At 63.9% G+C, this 22,942-nt stretch carries 12 protein-coding genes; 3 read left to right on the top strand and 9 right to left on the bottom strand.

The window, feature by feature from the left end; translation table 11 throughout:
- Nucleotides 1–69: 69 nt before the first annotated feature.
- The 3 genes from A5625_RS07235 to A5625_RS07225 all read right to left on the bottom strand — a co-directional run bounded on the left by A5625_RS07235 (nucleotide 70) and on the right by A5625_RS07225 (nucleotide 3,297).
- Nucleotides 70–1,602, bottom strand: a complete 1,533-nt coding sequence (locus A5625_RS07235) for a class I adenylate-forming enzyme family protein (protein WP_082984317.1) — start codon at nucleotides 1,600–1,602, stop codon at nucleotides 70–72.
- Between the two features lie 17 nt (nucleotides 1,603–1,619).
- Nucleotides 1,620–2,462: a thioesterase family protein gene (locus tag A5625_RS07230; RefSeq protein WP_066990797.1), complete on the bottom strand. Its 843-nt coding sequence runs from the start codon at nucleotides 2,460–2,462 to the stop codon at nucleotides 1,620–1,622.
- A gap of 121 nt (nucleotides 2,463–2,583) precedes the next feature.
- A complete protein-coding gene (locus A5625_RS07225) occupies nucleotides 2,584–3,297 on the bottom strand; it encodes a VIT family protein (protein WP_066990884.1) in 714 nt (237 codons plus the stop codon).
- Between the two features lie 314 nt (nucleotides 3,298–3,611).
- On the opposite strand from A5625_RS07225, the gene A5625_RS28200 reads away from it, so the two are divergent.
- Nucleotides 3,612–4,271: a chitin-binding protein gene (locus A5625_RS28200; protein ID WP_082984315.1), complete on the top strand. Its 660-nt coding sequence runs from the start codon at nucleotides 3,612–3,614 to the stop codon at nucleotides 4,269–4,271.
- A gap of 96 nt (nucleotides 4,272–4,367) precedes the next feature.
- Here the strand turns inward: A5625_RS28200 and A5625_RS07215 are convergent, their stop codons facing one another.
- From A5625_RS07215 to A5625_RS07190, 6 genes are all read right to left on the bottom strand, one after another.
- Complete coding sequence (locus A5625_RS07215) at nucleotides 4,368–5,003, bottom strand: class I SAM-dependent methyltransferase (RefSeq protein ID WP_066990795.1); 636 nt, start codon at nucleotides 5,001–5,003, stop codon at nucleotides 4,368–4,370.
- Nucleotides 5,000–5,932 (bottom strand): class I SAM-dependent methyltransferase, encoded by a 933-nt coding sequence (locus A5625_RS07210; RefSeq protein ID WP_066990792.1) that lies wholly within the window; start codon nucleotides 5,930–5,932, stop codon nucleotides 5,000–5,002. Before A5625_RS07210 ends, A5625_RS07215 begins: the two co-directional genes overlap by 4 nt.
- Before the next feature lie 483 nt (nucleotides 5,933–6,415).
- Nucleotides 6,416–6,847 carry a nitroreductase family deazaflavin-dependent oxidoreductase gene (locus tag A5625_RS07205; protein WP_066990789.1) on the bottom strand — a complete coding sequence of 144 codons (432 nt, stop codon included), beginning with the start codon at nucleotides 6,845–6,847 and terminating at the stop codon, nucleotides 6,416–6,418.
- A 76-nt stretch (nucleotides 6,848–6,923) separates the two neighbouring features.
- Entirely contained in the window at nucleotides 6,924–7,397 is a 474-nt protein-coding gene (locus A5625_RS07200; protein WP_082984314.1) for a DUF3060 domain-containing protein, read from the bottom strand.
- Nucleotides 7,398–7,497: 100 nt separating this feature from the next.
- Nucleotides 7,498–7,824 (bottom strand): STAS domain-containing protein, encoded by a 327-nt coding sequence (locus tag A5625_RS07195; protein ID WP_066990783.1) that lies wholly within the window; start codon nucleotides 7,822–7,824, stop codon nucleotides 7,498–7,500.
- Nucleotides 7,824–10,394: a SpoIIE family protein phosphatase gene (locus A5625_RS07190; protein ID WP_066990780.1), complete on the bottom strand. Its 2,571-nt coding sequence runs from the start codon at nucleotides 10,392–10,394 to the stop codon at nucleotides 7,824–7,826. Before A5625_RS07190 ends, A5625_RS07195 begins: the two co-directional genes overlap by 1 nt.
- A 317-nt stretch (nucleotides 10,395–10,711) precedes the next feature.
- On the opposite strand from A5625_RS07190, the gene A5625_RS07185 reads away from it, so the two are divergent.
- Both A5625_RS07185 and A5625_RS07180 read left to right on the top strand, forming a co-directional pair.
- A complete protein-coding gene (locus A5625_RS07185) occupies nucleotides 10,712–22,153 on the top strand; it encodes a BTAD domain-containing putative transcriptional regulator (RefSeq protein WP_232003503.1) in 11,442 nt (3,813 codons plus the stop codon).
- Entirely contained in the window at nucleotides 22,150–22,845 is a 696-nt protein-coding gene (locus A5625_RS07180) for a Type 1 glutamine amidotransferase-like domain-containing protein (protein ID WP_066990777.1), read from the top strand. The genes A5625_RS07185 and A5625_RS07180 overlap by 4 nt, the downstream gene beginning before the upstream one ends.
- The last annotated feature ends 97 nt before the right edge of the window (nucleotides 22,846–22,942 follow it).

Genomic DNA, 22,942 nt, shown 5'->3' with positions numbered 1-22,942 from the left:
CGCATGCACTATCACATTTCAGGGGGTGTTGGTCACCGGAAGGCCTCCCGTTGCCGGCATGCCCGGTGATTACCCGAAGGCCTCGCGCAGGTCTTTTTTGATCACTTTGCCGAATTGATTGCGCGGCAGCGTCTCGACGACCACCAGGTGCTCGGGATGTTTGTAGCGACTGAGACCGCGCGATTGGCAGTGTTGCACAAGGGATTCCAACGACAGCCCCTCGGCTGTCGCCGGTACCACTACGGCACATACGCGTTCACCGGTGCGCGGGTCGGGGATCCCGATGACGGCGACGTCGGCGACGGCGGGATGGGTGGCCAGCGCATTCTCGATCTCGAGGGCGGAGATGTTCTCCGCGTTGCGGATGATCGCGTCTTTGGTGCGGCCGGTGACGCGGACGTTGCCATCGGCATCGATCAGGCCGAGATCGCCTGTACGCAACCACCCCTCGCTGTCGAACGCGTCGGCGTCAAGTGTGGGGTCGGCGTAGCCGAGGAAGCACTGGGGTCCCTTGAGCCGCAGCTCCCCCTCTTGCCCGGTGCCCAGTTCGACGCCACGGCTGTCGACCACGCGGACCTTGACACCGGGCACCGGCGGCCCGACGGTGTGGTCGAGCACCTCGGGCGCGGCGGTGAGCGACGGCGAGGTCGCGCACGGGAACTCAGTCATTCCCCAGGCATTGGCGATTCCGGCCAGGCCAAAGGTGTCACGGACCTGCCGGCCCAGTTCGGCGGTGATAGGCGCTCCACCGGCCAAGCAGCCCCGGACCGATGGAAACAGCGGCCGATCACCGTGGGCCCGTTGGGCTTCCAGAAACGCGATGAAGAACGGGGTTGCGGTGCCCAGGAACGTCGGATTCTGAGCGGCGATAGCCCACGGTGTAGTAACCGGGTCGAACGTCTCGAACAGCGCCAGCCGCATGCCGGTCAGCAACCCGGTGGCCAGCATCGCGGCCCCACCGATGTGTGCGACCGGGAAGGCGATCGGATCCACGTCGCTGCTGTTGGCGCCCACCATTTCCACCACACCGGCCGAGCCGGCGATGACCGACGTGTCGGTATGACGGATTCCCTTGGGAGCCGCGGTGGTTCCCGAGGAGTAATAGACCCAGCGGGGCTCGTCACCGGATGTCGGTGGCGCCGGCAGGGCTTCGGCGTCGGCGGTGGGCAGCCGTAGCTCATCGACGGCCGGGGGTGTTGCCAGGTCGAGGATGATGACCTCGAAGCCGTTGTCCCGTGCCAACGCGCGAGCCAGCCCTCCGTGATCGAACCCGCGCCAAAGTTGCGGCGCCACAAAGAACTCGGTGTGTAGCTGGTGGGTGATGAAGCCGACCTCGCTTTCCCGCAATATCGGGATGATCGGGTTCTGCACCGCTCCCAGTCGAGCGAGTGCGGCCATCACCACCATGGTTTCCAGCGTGGTGGGCAGTTGCCAAGACACCACAGTGCCCGCATGGACTCCTCGTTGAGCAAGGGCGGCGGCGGTTGCGCACGCGGCGCCATGCAGTTGACGTGCGGTCAGACTGCGACCGTGCTCGTCAGTGAGCAGCGGGCGGGTTGAGCCACGCTGCGCCGCGTTTTCGATCAGCGCCCAAAACGTCACCGCAGCCCCTTTCAGCGTCACCCGGCCGGCGCAACGGTGGACGGGGGACGAAATCCCGAGTGCGCGATAGCCACCGATACCCCGGTACCGATCGGCCCCTTCGCGTCGACCAGGACCGCTGAGCCGCTGGCCACCCCATCGTGGCTGTGATGAGTGAGCGAGGCTAGCCCGATGTGTTCTCCTTCGGGCAACCGGCTCACCGTGAGCGTGTAGTCGACATTGATGAACTGCAGGGAGTTGGTGCCCCAATTGGCAATCGAGGCCGTGATGTCACCGGCCATTGCTACCCGGGTGAAGGCCGTGACCGGTTCGTCGTCGATCAACGGGCGCGTCTCATGTATCCAGGTGTATTTCGGGCCATCCGTCACAGGCCAGTTCGGATCGGGATTCTGCACATCCGCACCCCACCCGTAGGTTCGCATGAACAGCGTCGAGTAGGCCTGGTCCTCCGGGATCGGCGGCATCTGCACCGGCGGTGACCAGATCTGTCCGTCGGGTTGCGCGCCGCGCCGCAAAAACAGCGCGCTCGCCTGTGCAACCGGGGCGCCGTCCTGGGTGATCACCGCCTCGATCAGCCGTAATCGACGTCGGTCGTGTCGCACCTCGGTGCGCACCTCGAGCGGCGCCAGAGCCGTGGGCCGGGGCAGGTCGACAGTCAGCCGCGCCGGTTGCAGTTGCCCATCCTGGGCGGCGTCCTCGACCGCCCACGCCAAGAGTCCGCCGACAACGTGGCCACTTAGCGATGGACCCCATCCGCCGCGCGCGATTTCGGTTGGCACGAAATTGTTTTGGTCGCGCACAAAGTAGGGCACCGATTCGGCCCATTGAGCTTCATCCGGCACGATATTGGGCTCGGCCACTGCATGACCCTTCGCGTAATGGGATCGCGGGCTCTGCCGAGCTCCGCAACAGTGGATGTTACAGTTGCGCTTCCAGTCGCTGGATGCTCACCACCCCGCGACGCTCAGATAAATGCGGCCGTCAGCCGATAGCAGCGCCCACTACATGACCGATCACGTAGGTGACCGCCAAGGCAAGGCTGCCGCCGATGGTGTTGCGCAGCACTGCCAAACCCTTCGGCGCTCCGCCCAAACCGGCCGAGACCGCCCCGGTGATCACCAACGCCACCAGTACCGCCGCGACAGTGACGGGGATTCGCCAGGTGGTCGGTGGGGCCAGGATTGCGATTAACGGCAATAGGGCACCGACGGCAAAGGAAAGCGCCGACGATGATGCCGCTTGCCATGGATTGGTCAGCTCTTCGGGGTTGATGCCCAGCTCGACCTCGGCATGGGCGAGCAGCGGATTGTGATCGGTGAGCTCCTCTGCCACGGTGCGAGCGGTCGCCGCCGTCAGGCCTTTCGCTTCATACAGTGCGGCGAGTTCATCGAGTTCGGCGACCGGATCTTCGCGCAACTCCCGACGCTCCTGCCTCAGCAGCGCCTTCTCGGTATCGCGCTGGGTGCTGACGGAGACGTATTCCCCCAACGCCATCGATACCGCGCCAGCGACGAGCCCGGCGCTTCCGGCGGTCAAGATTGGAGCCCGCTGGACGGTGGCCGCCGCCACGCCCACCACGATGCCGGCGGTGGAGACGATTCCGTCGTTGGCGCCCAGGACGCCCGCACGCAGCCAATTCAACTTCGATGACACCGAACCGACGTGGGGTTCGTGCGGATGTGACGCATTCGACACGGCCGCAACCATATAGAGGAAAACCCTGGCCGACTAGCCAACATAGCCTTCCCAAACCAGCGCTTCCATCGGCTTTCGGCCACGTCCACCCATGGTCAAAGCTGCTGGTCTTGGCCGGCGTGGTGGACTGCGTCGCGCGAGGTTGCACTCGGTTAGATGGCGGCAGCAAACCACCATTCAGGGTGAATTGACCAAAGTTCCGCATGGCCGAGTCACAGCCAGTCCATAGGTAGGCTATCTAACGTCGGGAGTGTAACGGGGGGTGTTTCAAGGGACGCCCTTGCAACAAATCCCTAGTGGATAGGTGAAGCATCATGAAGTTGAAGCAACTTGTCGGAGGGGTGACCATCGCCGGAGCGCTCAGCGCTGCGGCCCTGGGAATGGGCGCCGGGTTTGCCAACGCTGCTCCCGGGGCGCCACAGGCTCCGGGTAATCATGGCGGGCCGGCGCCGGGCGGCGTCCACGCCCCCACTGGTCCCAACGATCCGGGTGGTCCCGGCGGGCCAGGCGGTCCCGGCGGACCCGGTGGCCACCCCGGCGGTCCTGGCGGACCCGGTGGCCACCCCGGCGGTCCTGGCGGTCCTGGTGGACCCGGTCACCCCGGCGGCCCTGGTGGACCCGGTGGACCCGGTGGACCCGGTCACGATCACCCCGGTGGTCCGGGCGGACCCGGTGGCCCCGGTGGCCCCGGCCACGATCACCCCGGTGGTCCGGGTGGACCCGGTGGTCCCGGAGGCCCGTGGCATGGAGACGACCACCGTGGCTACTTCCACGGCGCACCTTGGGGTGATGGGCCTGGCCCCTGGGGGCCCGGTGCGCCGCCGCGGCCGGCATGGGATCGACCGCTCCCTCCGCCGGGTGGGCACTGGGATTACGGCCCGATCAACTACTGGGGCTACCAGGAAACACCTGTCTGGGATCCCGGTTTCAACCAGTGGGGCTTCTGGCTCTTCGGAGTGTGGATCCCGCTGTGATCGATAGCTGACAAGACGCCCGCTTCGCCGATCGGCGAAGCGGGCGTCGTCGCTTGTATACGTTGGCGCCGAGTGGTTTTCGCGCCGAACCTGGTTTTAGCTTTTGGTGCCGACAGTCAACAGGTCGGACACCAGCGCCGTCCACACGGGCCGCGGGATCCGGTGTTGATCGGTGATCACGAACCCGGCGTCTTCGAACAACGTCCGCATCTCGGGCGCGGACGCGTTGTGTTGCGGCTTCCACCGGGAGACCGCAGATGACTGCAGTCGCGGTTGCCGCGTGCTCAGCGCCGAGACGGCTACCAGGCCGCCGGGCGCCAGCACGCGATGGAATTCACGCAACGCCGCGGGCTGGTCGAAAAAGTGAAAGGCCGACGTCGTCACGACGGCGTCCAAAGCGCCGTCGTCGAACGGAAGCTGCTCGGCCGGGCCACGCAGCCACTGAACCCGGTCGGACCGGGCGCGAGCCTGGCCGAGCATGCCATCAGACATGTCGACGCCATAGATCTCGTCGGGCTGAAGTTCCCGCTGGATCCGGTCGCTCAAAATTCCTGTGCCGCAGGCGACATCAGCGATCTTGCGAGCGCCGTGGTTGCGCAGCTGGGCGATCACCTCGTTGTGCGGAGGGCGATACACCCACTGTTGCAGGAACGGCAGATCGTATGCCGGAGCGAGAAAGCTCCACATTCGCGTGACGGCCTCGTTGAACCCTCGGCGCTGCGGTGCGGTCATTTGCTCAACACCGAGCTGTAATAGATGGTGTCCGCCACCGACACGGAGTCGTTGGTCTGCGGGATCGCGTCAAGGCCTGAGTCGGCCAACAGCTGGGTCATCCGGATGCCGTCCGACTGCCATCCCAGGTTGTCCAGATAGACGCCGACGTCGTTGCGCTCGCCTTGGTAGCCGAGCTCGCCGAACTCCAGGTCGAAGCCATGCTCACGCCACTTCGCGGTGGCCCGGCGCATCATTTCCTGTGCTTTCTCGGTGTCTACCTCTGACATGTCCGGAATAGCTTCGCACGCCAAGCGGCTGCCGTCAGCGCTGAGGGCGGTGATGTTGTCCAGCAGGCGGTCCTGCGCCTCCGGCGGCAGGTACCCGAAGAGCCCCTCCGCGATCCACGCGGTGGGCTGGTCCTTGTCGAAGCCGGCTTCCACCAAAGCTTTTGGCCAATCGTTGCGCAGGTCGATGGCGACGGTGCGCAGCTCGGCCTGCGGGGCGGCCCTCAGCTTGGCCAACTCAGCGGCTTTGAATTCGATCACCTGCGGCTGGTCGATCTCGAACACCGTCATATCAGCCGGCCAGGCTAACCGATAGGCACGCGAATCGAGGCCGGACGCCAGAATCACTGCCTGCCGGATCCCGGCCTGCGTCGCGGCATAGAAGAAGGAGTCAAAGAAACGGGTCCGGACGGCCATCGCGGCCGGCATGTGCTCGAGCTTCCAGCCGGATTCGTGGTCGTCGACGTCCGCGGCCGCCAGGTCGCCGGAGACCCACCGCGTGAAGAAGTCCACCCCGACGGCGCGAACCAGCGGCTCGGCGAATCGGTCCTCGATCAGCGGATTCTCGGCGTTGGTCGCGATCGCTCGCGCGGCTGCGACCATCGTGGCGGTCGCGCCCACGCTGGACGCCAAATCCCAGGTGTCGTTGTCTGTGCGTGGCATGCGGCTGCTGTCCCCCTTGGAATCACTGGTTACTTAGCCGGTATAACGACTGAGGGCCGCGCGGAGTTCCCACCCCGCCGCGGTCAGTTATTTAGCCGTCCGAGTGCCGCGTTGCCGCAGCTAGACGCGATTTCTGATGGCGCCCGGTCCACCCCGGTCCACCAGGCCCACCCGGTCCGTTTGCGGCCGGAAGCAAGAACACGCATTGATTCAGCTCGACGCTCCAGCCCAACCAGGGGCGCATTCACCGTCAGCGCGACTGATTGCCGGCGTACCGATCACCGGCAACCCGGCCAACACAACAGCGACCGCACCGATCACGCAGCGCCGCCAATACTGTCTCTTCGCCGACCTCACTTCGTCGTTCGAGCAGGGCAGCGGGTGTTGACCGGTCACACCCACCAACCCGCGCCCATCATTGCGGCAATCGACCCGTTAACGTGTCGAATTGGGTGCCTTGAATGCTGTTGTCGGCTTGGGTCTTCAGTCGGTAATCAGTTCGAAGATCGGGATCAGTCGGTCGGTGCGCTGCTGGTATTCACCGAAACCAGGGGCCCGCTCCACCACAACCGGATAGATCGAATCCCTTTCGGCGCGCGGCAATTCGCGGGCAGTGGCGGGTTTCGCAGCCTCCGAACCGATTTCGACAAACACGTGAGGATTAGCGCGAATGTTGTGCACCCATCCGGGATTGTTGTCCCGGCCCGCTGCGGAGCCGACGATATAGATTTTGTCGTCGATGTCGAAATAGCCGACCGGGTTGACCCGCTGGGCGCCGCTTCGCGCGCCCGTCGAAGTCAGCAGCAGTAGCGGGAAACCCTCGAATTGCCCGCCGACTTTGCCGCCATTGCGGCGGAACTCGTCGATGTTCTGCTCGTTGAATTCACGTTCGGAGCTCAGCGTGTCGTCAGCCATTACGCCATCGTGGCACGGGACGCGGTCATCGGCCAGGATCTGTCGGAGTTACGTTGTCCCACAGGGTGGTTAAAAACTATCGAGTAGTCGTTTCCTGTACGCCCGCGGGACCCACGATGCTGTTGCTGCCACCCGGATTGCTGATTTGAGGCGCCGCTCCGCCGGGGCCTTGCTGCCAAGTGATGTGGTTGCCCGAGCCGGTGGCCTTGATGACGGCCACCGATTGCAAATTCACAGTGTTGGCCGAACCGCTCACGTCGACCTCACCACACGAGCCGTTCAAGGTGATATTCGAATCGATGCTCACGACATTGATGGGAGATTGATTTCCGCAGTCGTAGGTGACAGTCGAGACGCTCTTGCCGATTTTTGCGGGCGCAACGTCAAGGGGCACCGCCCAGCGTCCCGCCGGCGAGCCGACCAGACCGCGAGACGCAGTCATCAATGCGATGCCTGCCGCGCCTGCCGATGGATCACCCACCGCCACGCCGGCCGACACCATGAAGACCGCCGTCATGGTGGCCGAAACTCGGATCATCATCGCAGACATACAGATTGAGCCCTCCGACGCGCAGAGCCTCTAACGCTAACGCATCCGCGCCGGGTGGGCCCGACGAGCAGGAATCACTGAGATGCGAACTTAACGCGTGTCACGTCTGAGCTGTCGGCGGCGCGGGTTCGATGGTCGTCAGTTCGGTCAGACCGCTGACCCTGAGCACGGGCATCAGGATCGGGTGCGCGACGAGTTCGATGCGATCGGCGTGGGCGGCTAAGGCGTTGATGGCGGCGCTGTCCAGGTACTCCACCGCGCTCAGGTCTACGAGTAGGGCGCTATCGCCGCCGGTGGCCTCGGTGGTGGCGCTGTCCAAAGCGAGATTGAAAGCATCGATATTGCTGAGGTCGATTTCCCCCTCGGCGACCAACACGAATTTGCCGTCGCTGCCGCGCGCGGTGTCGATCGTAAGCGGGGTGGTCATCAGGTGATCCTCGCGGATAGGTGAACGGTGGTTCCCTCGGTATCGGAGCGGATGTCGACGTCCTGCATGAGGCTTCGCATGAGCGGGATGCCGCGGCCGCGATGCGGAAAGGATGCCGGTTGCGGCGCCTTCCATGAGCCGGTGTCAGTGATGGTCAACTGGACCTCGTCGCCGAGTGCGACGGCTCCCAGGCGAATTGTGCCCTGCGGTCTGTGGCGGTGACCGTGCTCGATGGCGTTGGCGACGGCTTCACCGGCTGCGACGAGAACGTTCAGAGTCTGATCAGGGTCGAGTCGGGCCCGGGTCAGCCAGTTGCGCAAGGCGGTGCGGGTGGGCGCAAGTTGGGAGACATCGGCTGGGAATTTCAGCTCCAACGGGGCCGGGTGCCGATAGAGCAGCAGGACGACGTCGTCCTGGTAGCCGCCACTTGGCGCGACGCAGGACATGATCTGGTTTGCCAGATCCTCGAGTTTCAATGTGCGGGAATCTTGCGCGACGGCCGCGACACGGGAGATGCCATGGTCGAGCGGAATGCGGCGACGTTCGACCAGACCGTCGGTGTACAGCAGGAGTGTCGAACGCGCCGGGATGGTCACACGGGCTTCCGGGCGAACCCAGTCTCCTCGTATCCCCAATGCGATGGTGTGGCCGTCATCGAGTATCTGGGTGCTGCCGTCGCCGTGCACCAGGATGGGCGGCGGGTGACCGGCGCTCGAGTAGACCAGCTCACCGGTCTCGGGGGTGAGCACCGCGCAGACAGCGGTGGTGCATTGCGCGCCCGGCAGCCGTGCGGCGAAACGGTCCATACCCTTGAGAGCCGCACTAGGACTTGGGTTTTCGAACAATAGTGCCCGGCAGGCGCTGCGCACCTGGCCCATCACGGTCGCGGCGGCCAGGCCATGGCCGACACAGTCACCGACGATCAGCGCGATGCGCCCGTCGTCCAGGTCGACGATGTCGTACCAGTCTCCGCCCACTTGCAGCGGCCTTGTCGCGGCCTGATAACGCACCGCGAAGCCGTTGGGCAGATCGGCGGGTCCCAGGATCGCATGTTGCAGGGCCAGCGCGGTCTCACGCTGCTGGTCGACCTGGTGCACCCGCTGCAGCCCCTGGCCGAGGCGACCCGCCAGCACGGTGAGCAGGGTCTGGTCCTCGAGGGTGAACGGGCGCTGCTCGGTCAGGTCCATCCAGACGACGAGTACGCCGTCGGGGTGCTGCAACGCGATGCCCGCCGTTCCGGGCTGCGTGGCATTGGGGGTGAGCAGGTCGCCGTCGCGCAATGAGCTGAGCATCTGCTGGGTCTGCAAGGGCAGATCGGCCCACTGCGCAGGCTCGCCGACCGACACCACCTGCGGTGTACCCAAAACTGTTTCCGCCGTGGGACTTTGGTTCGGAAAGGTTACGGCCAAGACGCGGCGTGCCCGCCATAGCCGGCGCAGTTCCTCGGCGGCGGCGTGTACCGCTTCATCGACGGTGTCGGATTGGGCGAGTTCCTGATTGAGGGCATGTTCGCGGCTCGCTGCTAGGGCCAGGGCGATCGCCGCGTGCCGGGCGAAGTCGCTGACCAGGTCGAGGTAGTCGTTGCCAAAGGCCGGCTGATGCGGGTCCCGTGCGACGGCGATGACGCCGAGCACCGCGTCGTCCGCGATCAGTGGCATGACGATCGCAGAGCGTTCTCCGACATCGGTGAACCCCTCGATCGGGTACTGGAAGGAATCGGTGATCAGGGGCAGGCCGCGGCGCGCGACGCCGCCGGTCGTCGAGCCGTCCATCGGTACCTGCCGGCCGATCACCTCCGAGGAGTACCGGCCCGCCGTCGCGGCCACGACCAGGGTGTCGACGTCTTCGGCGGCCGATTCCGATTCTCGGGGAACTAGCAGGATCGCCTGCTCAGCGCCGGCCAGCTCCAGCGCCCGGTTCACGATGAGCTGCAACGGCCCCGTCTGCGGGTCGCCGGACAACAGCGCGGTGGTGATTTCGCGACTGGCCTTCGTCCACCTCGCCGACTCACGTTCTCGCTCGAAGAGTCGGGCGTTGTCGATCGCGGCGGCCGCCGCCGTGGCCATGGCCCGAACGGCGCCTTCCTGAGTGTCGGAGAAGACTCGACCCGGCCGGTCGTCGGCTAAATAAAGGCTGCCGAAGTTGGCCGCCCGCACGGTAATCGGAATTCCGAGCAGCGCGTGCATCGGCGGCTGGTGTCCAGCTAGCTCGGCGATGTCGGGATGAGTACTCAGATCGTCGACACGGAGACCATCACCGACCGGAAGGTCACCGAGGCGGCGAGCGGTGTCAGCGTCGATCCCGGAGTACACGAAAGAAACGAGCGTGCCGTCGGAGGCGCGCATGCCCAATGCGGCGTAGCGGGCGCCGGTCAGCTCCATCGCAGCCTTGAGGACGCGTTGCAGCGTCACGTCCAGGTCCAGATCGGAGCCGATCTCGACGATGACCCGCACCAGTTGTTCCATCTGGTCACGCGCTGCCACCAGCTCATCGAGCTGGTCATGCATGCGGCTCACCAGTTCGCGCCGGCCCTGCCAGGTGAAGGCGGAGTCACTCCGGTCGCTGTCCATAGGTACCCACGGTAAACGGTCGGGTGAACGCCAGTGTCTAGACGGCAAGACTCTGCCTGCTTCACACCCGGATCGGCGAGTACCGGCTTAGTAGCTGGCCAACACGAACCCAGGTCACCTGAAGGCTGCGGATGCCCAGTGAACTGCAGGCAGCGTGGTTTTACCCGATCTTGACCATCTATTGAATTGTCCTGCCGAAGATAGCTGACATGAGTACGCTTTCATCGGTGGAACTGGGGGTTTTGGGATCTCTCCAGGTCCGGCAGGACGGAGCGCCCGTCGCGATACCGGGCTCGAAACCGCGCGCCATCCTCACCATGCTCGGACTGCACGACGGTTCCGTCGTACCGGCCGAAACCCTCGTGGAACTGCTGTGGGGCCATGACCCGCCCCGCACCGCCGCCAAAGCCCTGCAGACCCACATCTCATCGCTGCGTCGTGCCCTAGGTGACGGCTTCGTCCTGACTCAGGGGGCGGGTTGGGTTCTGGCCGAGAGCGAGGTCGACGCCTCACGCTACAAATCGGCAGCCCGACTGGGACGCGATGCCGCGGCCGCGGGCGACACCAGCCAAGCGGTGGCGCGCTTTGAAGAGGCCCTTGCGCTCTGGCGCGGTGTCCCCGAGCTTCCCGATGGCCGGCGCGGAACATCCGAAAAGACGCGATGGATCGAGGGCCATGCCGCGCTGGTCGAGGACAGGGCCGACGCGCTACTGGCTACCGGCCGCGCCGCGGAAGTCATCGGCGATCTTGAGGCAGCGGTGGCCGAGGCCCCGCTGCGGGAAAGGCGATGGGGCCAGCTGATGCTCGCCCTCTACCGCGCCGGCCGGCAAGGCGAGGCCCTCAGCGCTTACCAGCGGGCACGGTCGCTGTTAGCCGACGAGCTGGGTGTTGATCCCGGCCCGAACCTTCGCCGCCTCGAGGCGGCCATCGTCGCACAGGAATCATCACTGGATATTGCTGTGTCACAACAGGTTCCGTCGGTAACGCGCGCAGTGACCTTTCTGCTCACCGACATCGAGGGGTCGACGGCCGCCTGGGAGGCCGACGCCGACGCCATGGCGGTGGCGTTGGCGCGCCACGACGAACTGGTCGAACAAGTTGTCACGTCACGTGGCGGACGGCTGATCAAAACGCGCGGCGAGGGCGATGCGACATTTTCGGTCTTTGACCGGCCTTCGGCGGCCGCTGCCGCGGCGCTTGAGTTGCAGGACGCGATCGCCCAGGAACCGTGGGCCTTGCACCAGCCGATCCGCGTCCGGATGGCTTTGCATACCGGCGAGGTCGAACTTCGCGACGGCGACTACTTCGGCCGGGCGGTCAACCGGGTCGCACGGCTGCGGTCGCTGGCCGAGGGCGGCCAGATCTTGTGCTCCGGAGCGACCGCCGAGCTCGTCATCGACTCGCTGGCCGACGACGTGATGCTGACCGATCTGGGATTGCGTCAGCTGAAAAACCTCGCTCGGCCCGAGCATGTTTTCGAATTGCGGCTGGAAACCGGTGCGGAACAACTGGAATCGCAAGCACCCGAAGCGCCGATGATGCGTCCCGGCGTTCCCGCTGTACTGGTCGGCCCCGGGCCATTCGTCGGACGCGGCAACGAACTCGACCGGCTGCTGTCCGCCTGGCAGGCCGCGCTCGCGGGTGGTGTCCGGACCATGCTGATCGCCGGCGAGCCTGGTGTCGGCAAGACACGGCTGGCCGGCGAATGGTCGCAACGGGCCTATGACCTGGGCGCCGTGGTGCTGTACGGCCGTTGCGACGAGGACCTCGGCGCACCCTATCAGCCCTTCGCGGAAGCGTTGCGTTCGCTCGTGCCATGCATGGGAGCCGACCGGCTGCGGGGGCTGCGCGGCGTCGAGGCGTTACTCTCCCTCGTGCCCGGGCTGGCCGATGTCATGCCCGATCTCGCCCGCCCAGCGCATCCTGACCCCGATACCGAGCGCTACGCACTCTTTGATGCCGTCGTGGCTCTGCTGGAGACCGCGTCGAAGAGCATGCCGGTGCTTCTCGTCCTTGATGACTTGCACTGGGCCGCCAAACCGACGCTGCTGTTGTTACGGCATCTGCTGCGCTTCGGCGACCACGCACGCATTCAAATCGTCGGCACCTACCGCAGCACCGACCTCGACCGCTCCCATCCCCTGGCAGCGATGCTCGCCGACCTGCACCGCGATGGCACCGCCAACCGGCTCAGCCTCAGCGGCCTCGACGAGGACGACGTGACCACGTACGTCACTGAAGCCGGTTACGACGACGAGGATCTCGCCCACGCGTTGGCCTCAGTCACGGGCGGCAACCCCTTCTTCCTCATCGAAGCCCTGCGACACGTCGATGAGAGCGGGGGTGTGTGGGACCAGAGCACTTTGCCGCAGGGCGTACGGGAGGCGGTGAGCCGCAGGCTTTCTCGGCTTCCAGCCGAGACCAACAAAGCCCTTGCCGCTGCCGCGGTTGTCGGCAGCCGGTTCGCGTTAGAGCTGGTCGAGCGAGTGGTCGAGGACGACCTCATCGACGCGTTCGACGAAGCATGCCAGGCCGGAATCGTCATCGAGGAGCCCGGCGGCTATTACCGGTTCAACCACGCTATCGTCCGACAGTCACTGCTAGCCGAGCTGGCTTCGGTGCGGCGTATGCGTTTGCACCAACGCATCGCGACGACGCTGGAGGCGTTGCCCGGCGCCGACGACGAATTGCTGGCCGAGCTGGCTCATCACTACTTCGAGTGCGCTTGGGCGGGCAACGCCGCCAAAGCTGTCATCTACTGCCGGCGCGCCGCCGACCAGGCGATGACACGACTTGCCTACGAAGGCGCCGCCGACCTGTACCACCACGCCCTGAATGCGCTGGAGGAACTTGACGACGAGCTGCCCGATCGCGACGACCAGACGGCCGAACTGTTGGTTGCGCGTTGCGAGGCCCTGTTGGCCGCTGGTGACGTGGCTTCGGCAGCCGGTGCCGTCTCCCAATTACAGTCGGCGACAATCGATTCGGCCCGGCTGGCGGCGTGGGCAACATGCTTCGACGGCCAACTGTCGATGTTGATCCACCCCGAGCGGTTAGACGAGGCCGAAGCGGCGTTAGGGGCGGCCGCGGCCAAACTCGCCGAACTGGACGATGCCGCCGGAGAAGCGAAGGCTCACACCGTCCGAGCGGGATGCCTCAATCGCCTTGGGCGGATCGCCGATTGCGAAGTCGCCCTGGACGACGCGTTGACCGCGGCGCGCCGGGCACGCGAACACCGCCGGGTGAATGCAGTTCTGGCTGGTGCGCCGCTGGCCGCACTGTGGGGCCCGAACCCGGTGCCGCGCGCAGGCGGGCGGTGCCTCGACGTGGTGCGGCTGTTGCGCATTACGACCGACTCCCCCGCCGTCGAGGCCACCTCGACGCGATGCCAGGCGGTGCTTGAGGCGTTTCGCGGTCGCGCCGCGGCGGCCCGGCGGATGATCGACTCGGCCCGGCGCACGGTGACCGAACTCGGTCTACGCCACGCGCTGCTCGAAGTTGAACAGTTCGCCGGCATCGTTGAACTCATCGTCGATGATCCCGCCGCCGCGGAAGCGCATCTGAGGAAGGCCTACAACGGTTTTCGTCGCATGGGCCTGGACGCCGACACCGCCGAGACCGCGGCGCTGTTGGGCCGCACATGTCTCGCACTTGGCCGTGATGGCGAGGCAGACGAATTGTGCACGCAAAGCGAACGTCTCGCCGGCCACGCGCTGAAGGCGTCAATCGCGTGGCGCACGCTGAGGGCACACTTGCTGGCGCGCGGCAACGATCACGACGCGGCTCGACGCGTTGCCGAGGAAGCGGTGAGGTTGGCCGAGCGCACCGACGCCCTGGTGGATCACGCCGACGCATGTCTGACGCTGGCAACGGTTTTGGGCGCCGCCGGCGACATTGCGGGAGCGCGCGCCGCTGCCGAGCGCGCGGTCGACTTGTATGAGCGGAAAGGCGCTGCGGCGCTTGCTGAAATGGCACGGGTTGTTCTCGGCAAGCGCGTCGAGCCGACTGTCCCCACTCCAACGAAAACGTCGGCCGTGGCGCACGACAACGCATGCTCGCAAGCCGGCGAGCGCATGTTGGCCGCTATAAATCGGAGGGACTGGGAAGAGCTCGAGCGGCTGTTCGCGCCCGAGGCGACCGGCGAGAGTCGCCGGAAGATGGTTGGCTTTTCGCAAACCGATATACCGTCGGGCCAGTGGCCGCGGTTAAACAGGCGCGTTGTCGAGACAGGCGACGTGCGGGGCAGCCAAGTGGTTATCGCCGTGCGAGGCGAGCGGCTGGCACTTGCTCGAGTGAAGCTAGGCACTTCGGACGTGAGCCCTGGTGCACCGTACGACGAATTTCTGGTGGTATACGGCATCGATGAAGAACGGCGATTAACACTGCAAATTTCATTCGACGTCGACGACATCGATGCCGCCATCGCCGAACTCGATGCGGCACAGATACGGCTCGATGCGGAGCAGCCGCCTGCGCGGCGGCTCCAAAACTTGGCAACGCGTGTCTACGAACGCTTCTGGTCCTGCTTCGCCGACCGCGACTGGGACGCCGCGGCAGCGATCGTCTCCGATGGCCTTTCCGGCGCCGATCACCGCCGAGTGGTGAATGCCGGGGACCGCGGCAGTCGAGAAACCGTGATCGAGGACCTGAAGGTGTCTGCCGACCTCGGCTTTGCAATATGGATGGTGGATGTCGTGGCGATCCGTGGCGAACGCCTCGCCCTCACCCGGGTACGCGCGTCCGGCCGCGACCCCGAGACAATTCAAAACGATGCCTTGAACCTCATCGAGATCGGCGCCGACGGGAGCCTCACGTCGATCGTCGTGTTCGATCTGGATGACATCGACGGAGCATTTGCGGAACTCGATAGCCGGTACCTCGCCGGCGAAGCGGCATCATATTCCGAAACCTGGTCGGTCGTTGTTAGTGGCTACATCGCACTTAACCGACATGAAATACCGCCGATTACACCGGATTTCACCAATGTTGATCACCGCCACGGGACGGCTCACGCCCCCGGTGAGCTGATCGACTATGTTCGCGCTGGGTGGGACCTCGGCCAGACCATCCACACCTACATTGAGGCTGTGCATCGGCTTAGCGGGGTCGGCGCCGTCTTTACGCATGCGGCACAGGGGATGTCGCACGAAGGGTTCGGCGCCGAGTGGCGAGGGATCAGTCTCGTGACCGTCGACGGTGAGCGCGCTAGCCGCTCTGAAGTATTCGACGAGGCAGACCTCGACGCCGCGATCGCTAAATTCGAACAGCTCAGCCGACCGACGGCGCGTCTGGAAAACGCGGCCGCGCGCGTATTCGAGCACGTCTGGTGGCATTTCGCGGCCCGCGACTGGGATGCCATGGCCCAAACGGTGGCCGACAACTACGTCGGAATCGATCACCGACGAATCGTCAGTGCCGAAACTCAACATGGTCGACATGACGTGATCAGAGACCTGCAGGCGGCCGCCGATGTCGGATTCTCGATTTCGATGGTGGGCGCCATTGCTATTCGCGGAGAACGCCTGGTCCTAGCACGAAGTCGCGCCACCGGCACAGACCCTGATGCGATACAAAACGATGCCCTCAACGTCTTCGAGGTCGACGCTGACAACCGAATTGCGACCGTCGTCTCGTACGACGTCGAAGACATCGATGCCGCCATCGCAGAACTCGACGCGCGTTACCTCACCGGTGAAGCGGCCGCCCACGCACGCGCGTGGTCCGCTGTCGCTGGCAGTTACGCCGCGCTCAACCGGCACGAGCCACCGTTGACCACGCCGGACTGCATCAATGTCGACCACCGACAGGAAACAGCGTTCGGACCTGGCGATGTGAATGCATATATCCAAGCGGGGTGGGACTCCGAGCAAGACACCAACATCTATGTCGAGCAAGTGCATCGGCTGAGCGATGTCGCCGTCGTGGCCACCTATGCGGCGCATGAAACGTCGCAAGAGGGCTTGCGCGCCGAGTGGCGCGGGATCGCGCTCTTCGCGGTCGAGGACGACAGGATCAACCGCACTGAGGTTTTCGACGAGAAGGACATTGACGCCGCGACCGCGCGGTTCGAGGAGCTCAACCGACCGACGCCGCGGTTGGAGAACGCGGCAAGCCGAGTGGTAGAGCGTTTCCTGGGGCACTTCGCGCCCCGCGACTGGGCAGCCCTCATGGCAATGATGGCCGACCATTACTTGGTCGACGATCGTCGACGAGCCGTCAACGCCGGCATTCGACATGGCCGAGGTGCCGCAGCCGAAGACTTCAGAGCAGCGGCCGCCGTCGGATTCACCGACGCGACGTCGACCGTCATCGCGACCCGCGGCACGCGCCTCACCCTCACCCGTCTCCGGTTCACCAACCGAGACCCGAGACCCGAATCATTCCGAATCGAAACCCTTCTCGTTACCGAGATCGACGCTAACGAGATGCTGGCAGAGGCGGTCGTCTTTGAACTCGACGACTTCAACGCCGCGATGGCTGAACTCGACGCGCGCTACCTCGCCGGCGAAGCAGCCACTCATGCAAATACGTGGTCGGCGGTAGTCGGCGTGCACGCGATGTTCAACCGGCATGAATATCCCCCAGGACACTGGGTGACCATCGACCACCGACGAGGCTCACCATTCGCTGCCGGCAACATGACTTCAGCCGTTCACACGCTGTTCGATCTGACGCCGGACTTCAAGGTCCACATCGAAACGGTGCACCACCTCAACAGTGCTGGGGCGGTAATCACCAACAATGCACACGGGTCCACGCCCGATGGCCTAGGCGTCGAATGGCGCATGGTGATGCTTCTCATTGTCGGCGGCGACCGACTCACCCGCTGCGAGGTCTTCGACGAGACAGACTCGGACGCCGCCATCGCGCGACTCGAGGAATTACGACGCCGGATGTGGCGACTTGAAAACGCGGCAAGCCAAGTGACCGAGCACTTTTGGAGCTGCTACGCGGTCCGCGACTGGAACGCCATGGCTCAGTCGCTCGCCGACGAAATCTCCTCGCACGATCGACGCCGCGTCGTGAACGCCGGTGTTCGGCGCGGTCGAGATCACCAACTAGCCGACATGCGGGCCCTCGCCGAGATTGAGGCGAACATGACGGTGACCCCCATCGCGATCCGCGGGGAGCGTCTCGTCCTCGATCGTATCCGTTCCTCGAACCACAACCTGCAGCGCGGCGAGTTCGGCGTAGAGTTGCTCGTTCTCGCCGAGATTGACACCGACGAACGGATCTCGGCCCACGTCGTATTCGACGTCGACGACATTGACGCCGCTTTCGAAGAACTCGACACCCGATACCTCGCAGGAGAAGCCGCCGCCCACGCGCAGACGTGGTCAGCGATCGCACGAGGCTATACCGGGGTCAATCGGCACGAACTTCCCGACGTGACACCGGATTCGGTTTACATCGACCATCGAGCGGCCTTAACGACCGAGCCAGAAGATCTGGACGCATATCTTCCCACCGTGTGGGACCTAATGCCGGACATCAGCGTCTACATCGAGGCTGTGCATCGGTTGGGCGAGGCAGGAGCAGTCATCACCCATGTTGCCCGCGGAGCCACGCAAGAGGGCTTTGAGGCCGAGTGGCGGACGATCAACGTTGGGACAGTCGAAGGTGGCCTGATGAACCGCATCGAGGTATACGACGAGGAAGACCTCGACGCCGCGCTCGCACGGTTTGAGGAGTTGAGTAGCCCGCCACCGGCATTGAAGAATGCGGCAAGCCAAGCGTACGAGCGAATTTGTCAATACCTGGAGACCCGCGACTGGAGCGCCCTCACTGAGTTATGCGCCGAAAACGTCTCCGTCGACGATCGTCGTCGGGTAGTGAATGGCGGGCTCACAACTGATCGAGATACCGCGATAAGAGATCTCCAAGTGGCCGCCGAGATCGGCTTTAGCTACAAATTGTTGAGCGTCATGGCAACTCGCGGGAATCGACTCGTTCTGGTGCGTGTCAGAGCCGTGGGCCGCGACCCCGAAGCGATTGCAAGCGACGCCCTGAACATGCTCGAGGTCGAATCCGACGGACGAATCACAGCGGATGTGATCTTCGATCTCGACGACATCGACGCTGCTTTCGAGGAGCTCGAAAACCGTTACCTGGCAGGAGAAGCGGCCGTCTATCGGCATACGTGGTCGACGTTGTTGCGAGGTTTTAACGCGTTCAACGAACACAAGCTCCCCTCGACGACACCAGACTGGGTGACTATCGACCACCGCCGAGGAAGAGCGTTCTCCCCCGGCGAACTGGTTCCCTACATTTACGCCACATGGCAGGTCGCGCCGCAAGCCAAAATCTATGTCGATGCGGTGCATCGGCTGAACAACCTCGGAGCAGTCGTCACCCAGTCGACACATGGGACATCGTCGGACGGCTTCGACGCCGAATGGCGCGAGGTTAACCTTATGACTCTGGACGGTGACCTGATCAACCGTTGTGAGGTATTCGACGAGGAAGACCTCGAAACAGCAATTGTGGCGTTCGATCAGCTATGCCGGCCGGCAGCCCAGCTGGAAAACTTGGCAAGCCGAGTTACTGAGCGCTTCCTGGCGAGCTTTGCGGCCTGCGACTGGGATGCAGTAGCGGAGACCTTGGCTGAAGACTTCTCTCAAAACGATCGTCGTCGCGTGGTAGGCGCCGGAATTCGACACGGTCGAGCCGCTGAGATCGCAGACTTGCAGGCGATCGCCAACCTCGGAATGGTCAATGTGTCATCGACTCTCATAGCGACCCGCGGGGAGCGCCTGGTCCTCATGCGAGTCGGCTTCTCGTTTCGCGATAAAGGGCCCGAGGCCTTTTTCGGAGAGATGCTGGGCATCAGCGAAATCAACGCCGACGAGCGCATCGTCGCCGCCGTCTCGTTCGACCGCGACGACATCGACGCGGCCTTTGCGGAGCTCGACGCGCGTTACCTCGCCGGCGAAGCGGCCGCCTACGCGCACACCTGGTCGGTCGTTGCAGAGGCCAACGCCCAATTCAATCGTCACGAACTTCCCGCGACGACGCCGGATCCGGTGTATATCGATCATCGACCGCTCGTATCGATCGAGGGGGTCGATTTGGCCACATCTGTTGGTGCCATGTGGGACCTCGCTTCGGATGCCAGCGCCTACATCGAAGCCGTGCATCAGCTAAACGAACCCGGAACCGTCGTTACCCAAGTGCTGAAAATGACCACGCAAGAGGGCTTCGACGCGGAATTGCGGTTGACGTACATGATCGCGGTCGAGGACAACTTGCTTAGCCGCATCGAGGTCTTCGACGAGTCGGACCTCGATGCCGCCCTTGCCCGCTTTGAGGAATTGCGCCCGCGCGCGCCGCGACTGGACAACGCGGCGAGCCAAGTCGTCGAGCGTTTGCTCGCGCACTTTGGTAGCTGCCAATTTGACCTGATCACCGAAATCCTCGCGGACGACAGCTTCGTCGATGATCGCCGGCGGATCATCAATGCCGGGCGGTGGCAAGGTCGCGAAATCGTAATCGAAAACATGAGAGCTCTTGCAGGAGAGGCGACGACAACATCAACGGTCCTTGCAATCCGTGGTGAGCGCCTCGCGATCGCTCGTATCTACTTCGCGAATCGCAATCTGCAGCAAGCAGATTTCGGCTTCGAGATGTTGAGCGTCGTCGAGCTTGACGCCGAGAACCGGATCAGCGCAAACATCGTATTCGACCCCAATGACCTCGACGCCGCCTTCCGAGAACTTGAAATGCGTTACCTTGCAGGCGAAGCGGCGGCCCACATGAACACGTGGTCGGTGATTTCTCAGTCGTACGCGGGGTTCAATCGCGGTGAACCACCCGCGACAACGCCGGATTGGGTCATGATCGACCGTCGTCCGCTGGTAACGAGCGAGACGGTTGATCTGGCAGCATCTATTCACGGGATATGGGACGTCATTCCGAGCATTTACATCAACATCGAGGCTGTGCATCGGCTGAGCGAGCTCGGAGCCGTCGTCACCCAAACCATTAGAGGTACCTCCCAAGAGGGCTTTGACGCCGAATGGCGGATGATCGACATTTACACGGTCGATCATGGCCTTCTCAGCCGCTCCGAGCTTTTCGACGAAGCAGACCTCGACGCCGCGCTCACCCGCTTCGACGAACTGCACGCACAGTCGTGTCAACTGGAAAATGCTGCAAGCCAGGCGGATGACCGATTTTTTACTTGCTTCCGGGCTCGCGATTGGGAGGCGATGGCCGAGATTCTGGCCGTTGGTAGTTTCGTCGATGATCGCCGCCGAGTAGTGAATATCGGAGTCTGGCATGGCCGCGATGTCGTGATCACAAACATTCGAGCTCTCGCGGAAGTGGCGCCGACCATAACGTCCGCTGTCACGGCGACCCGAGGGGATCGCGTTGCCCTGACTCATATCTGCGCCCCAGACCGCGACCTGCGACATGGAGAGTTCGGCGTCGAGATGCTCGGCGTAGTCGAAATCGGCACCGACGGGCGGATAACGGCGCATGTCCTTTTCGACCCCGACGACATCGACGGAGCCTTTGCGGAACTTGACGCGCGCTACCTCGCTGGCGAAGCAGCCGCCCACGCCGACACATGGTCGGTGGTTGCGGGGGTCCCTGCCCGATTCAATCGTCACGAACTTCCCGCGACGACACCGTATCCGGTTTACATCGATCATCGGCCGGTCGTGTCGATCGAGGATGCTGATCTGGCCGCATCTATTCGTGCAGTATGGGACATCACTTCGGATGCCAGCGTCTACATCGAGGCGGGGCATCAGCTGAGCGAACACGGAGCCGTCTTCACCGAGGTGCTCAAGATGACTTCGCAAGAAGGCTTCGACGCGGAAGTGCGGATGATCATGATGTTCACGGTCGAAGGCGGCCTAATCAGCCGCGTCGAAGTCTTCGACGAGGCAGACCTGGACACTGCCTTAACCCGATTCGATGATTTACATTCCCCGCCAGAACAATTGGAAAATGCGGCGAGCCGAATGGGTGAGCGATTTTTGGCGCACTTCAAAGCGCGCAACTGGGACGGCATGGCGCAGATATTGGCGGACGATTTCTCCCAGGACGATCGCCGTCGGATGATAGGCGCGGGAGTCCGACATGGTCGAGACGCCCAGATCGCAGACATGAGGGCGATCGCCGACCTCCGCACCAAATACCTGACATCGACCGTCATGGCGACGCGCGGGGAGCGCCTTGCCCTCGTGCGTATGCGCTTGGCTTTCAACGATGAAGTGCAAGAGGGCTTTCTCACAGATGTGTTCGTCATCGTGGAGATCAACTCCGACAACCGATTCGTCGCGGCCATCTCGTTCGACATCAACGATATCGACGCCGCCGTCGAAGAACTCGACGCGCGGTATCTCGCGGGTGAAGCGGCCGCCTACTCGCAAACATGGTCGGTTATCGCGCAGACCTTGGCTGCGTTCAACCGGCAGGACCTCCTTGCGGGGGACTGGGTCACAGTCGACCACCGGCCGTTGACGTTGGACGAAATCGATTCGACCACAACCTTCCGCTCCGCTTGGGACCTCACACCGAACCTCCACATCCACATCGAGGCGGTGCATCAACTCAGCAATTTCGGAGCGATCGTCACCTATGCGGCGTACGGAACCTCGCCAGAAGGCTTCGACGCCGAGTGGCGAATGATCATGCTTCTGACCGTCGCAGGCGACCGGATCAACCGCTGCGAAATCTTCGACGAGGCAGATCTCGACGCCGCGCTCGCGAGGCTCGACGAACTCACCGGTAAAGATCAGTCGAAGTGACGGCAATACAGCTCGCACCGCTCTATCTGCTGGCGGACAGTCAGCTGCTGTTCTGGAGGCGCCGCGGCCGACTGCTTCTCGACGCAGCTCTCGATGGGTTGACTCGGGACAAGCCGCTGAGCGCAGCCTATATCGGCGCCTCAAATGGAGATCGTCCGGAGTTCTACGAAATCTTCGAAGCTGCAATGGATGCCGTTGGGATAACCGACCGCCTCATGATCGATTCGTCATTCGGTCGGGCCGATCGCGCCTTCCTGCAAGGTGCCCAGCTGATCCTTCTGGCCGGCGGTGACGTGCGGCTCGGCTGGAACACATTCGTGAGAACAGGCATGAAGGACGTGATTGTGGGCCGGTACGCCAAAGGGGCAGTGCTAGTGGGCGTTTCGGCCGGAGCCGTCCAGCTCGGCCGCTCCGGAATCGACGGGACACCGGAGTCCCCCAAGACGGAACTGTTCGATACGTTCAATCTCACCCCGATGATCATCGACGCGCACGACGAGCAAGCCGAATGGGCGCGGCTATCGCGGACGATTCAATTGCTCGAGGGAGCGGCAATCGGGCTCGGAATCCCCTCGGGCGGCGGAGTCATCGTGCACCCGGACGCCACCGTCGAGCCGCTGCGCCGACCCGCGCACCAATTCGTCTTCGAAGGCACCGGCGTCACGCACTCACTGTTGCCCGCCGAAAACTAACTGGTCGGGCCGACCCGTAACCCTCAACCGAAGGTGCTCGCAGCTTCAATTTGTTCGTATGCCTAACATAAGAGTCTTTGTGTCGATGGGTAGGCGA

Origin of the sequence: Mycobacterium sp. 1465703.0, assembly GCF_001672975.1 — a bacterium.
Taxonomy (GTDB): Bacteria; Actinomycetota; Actinomycetes; order Mycobacteriales; family Mycobacteriaceae; genus Mycobacterium.
The sequence above is the reverse complement of the archived record's forward strand: the minus strand, read 5'-3'. Positions and strand labels throughout refer to the sequence as shown.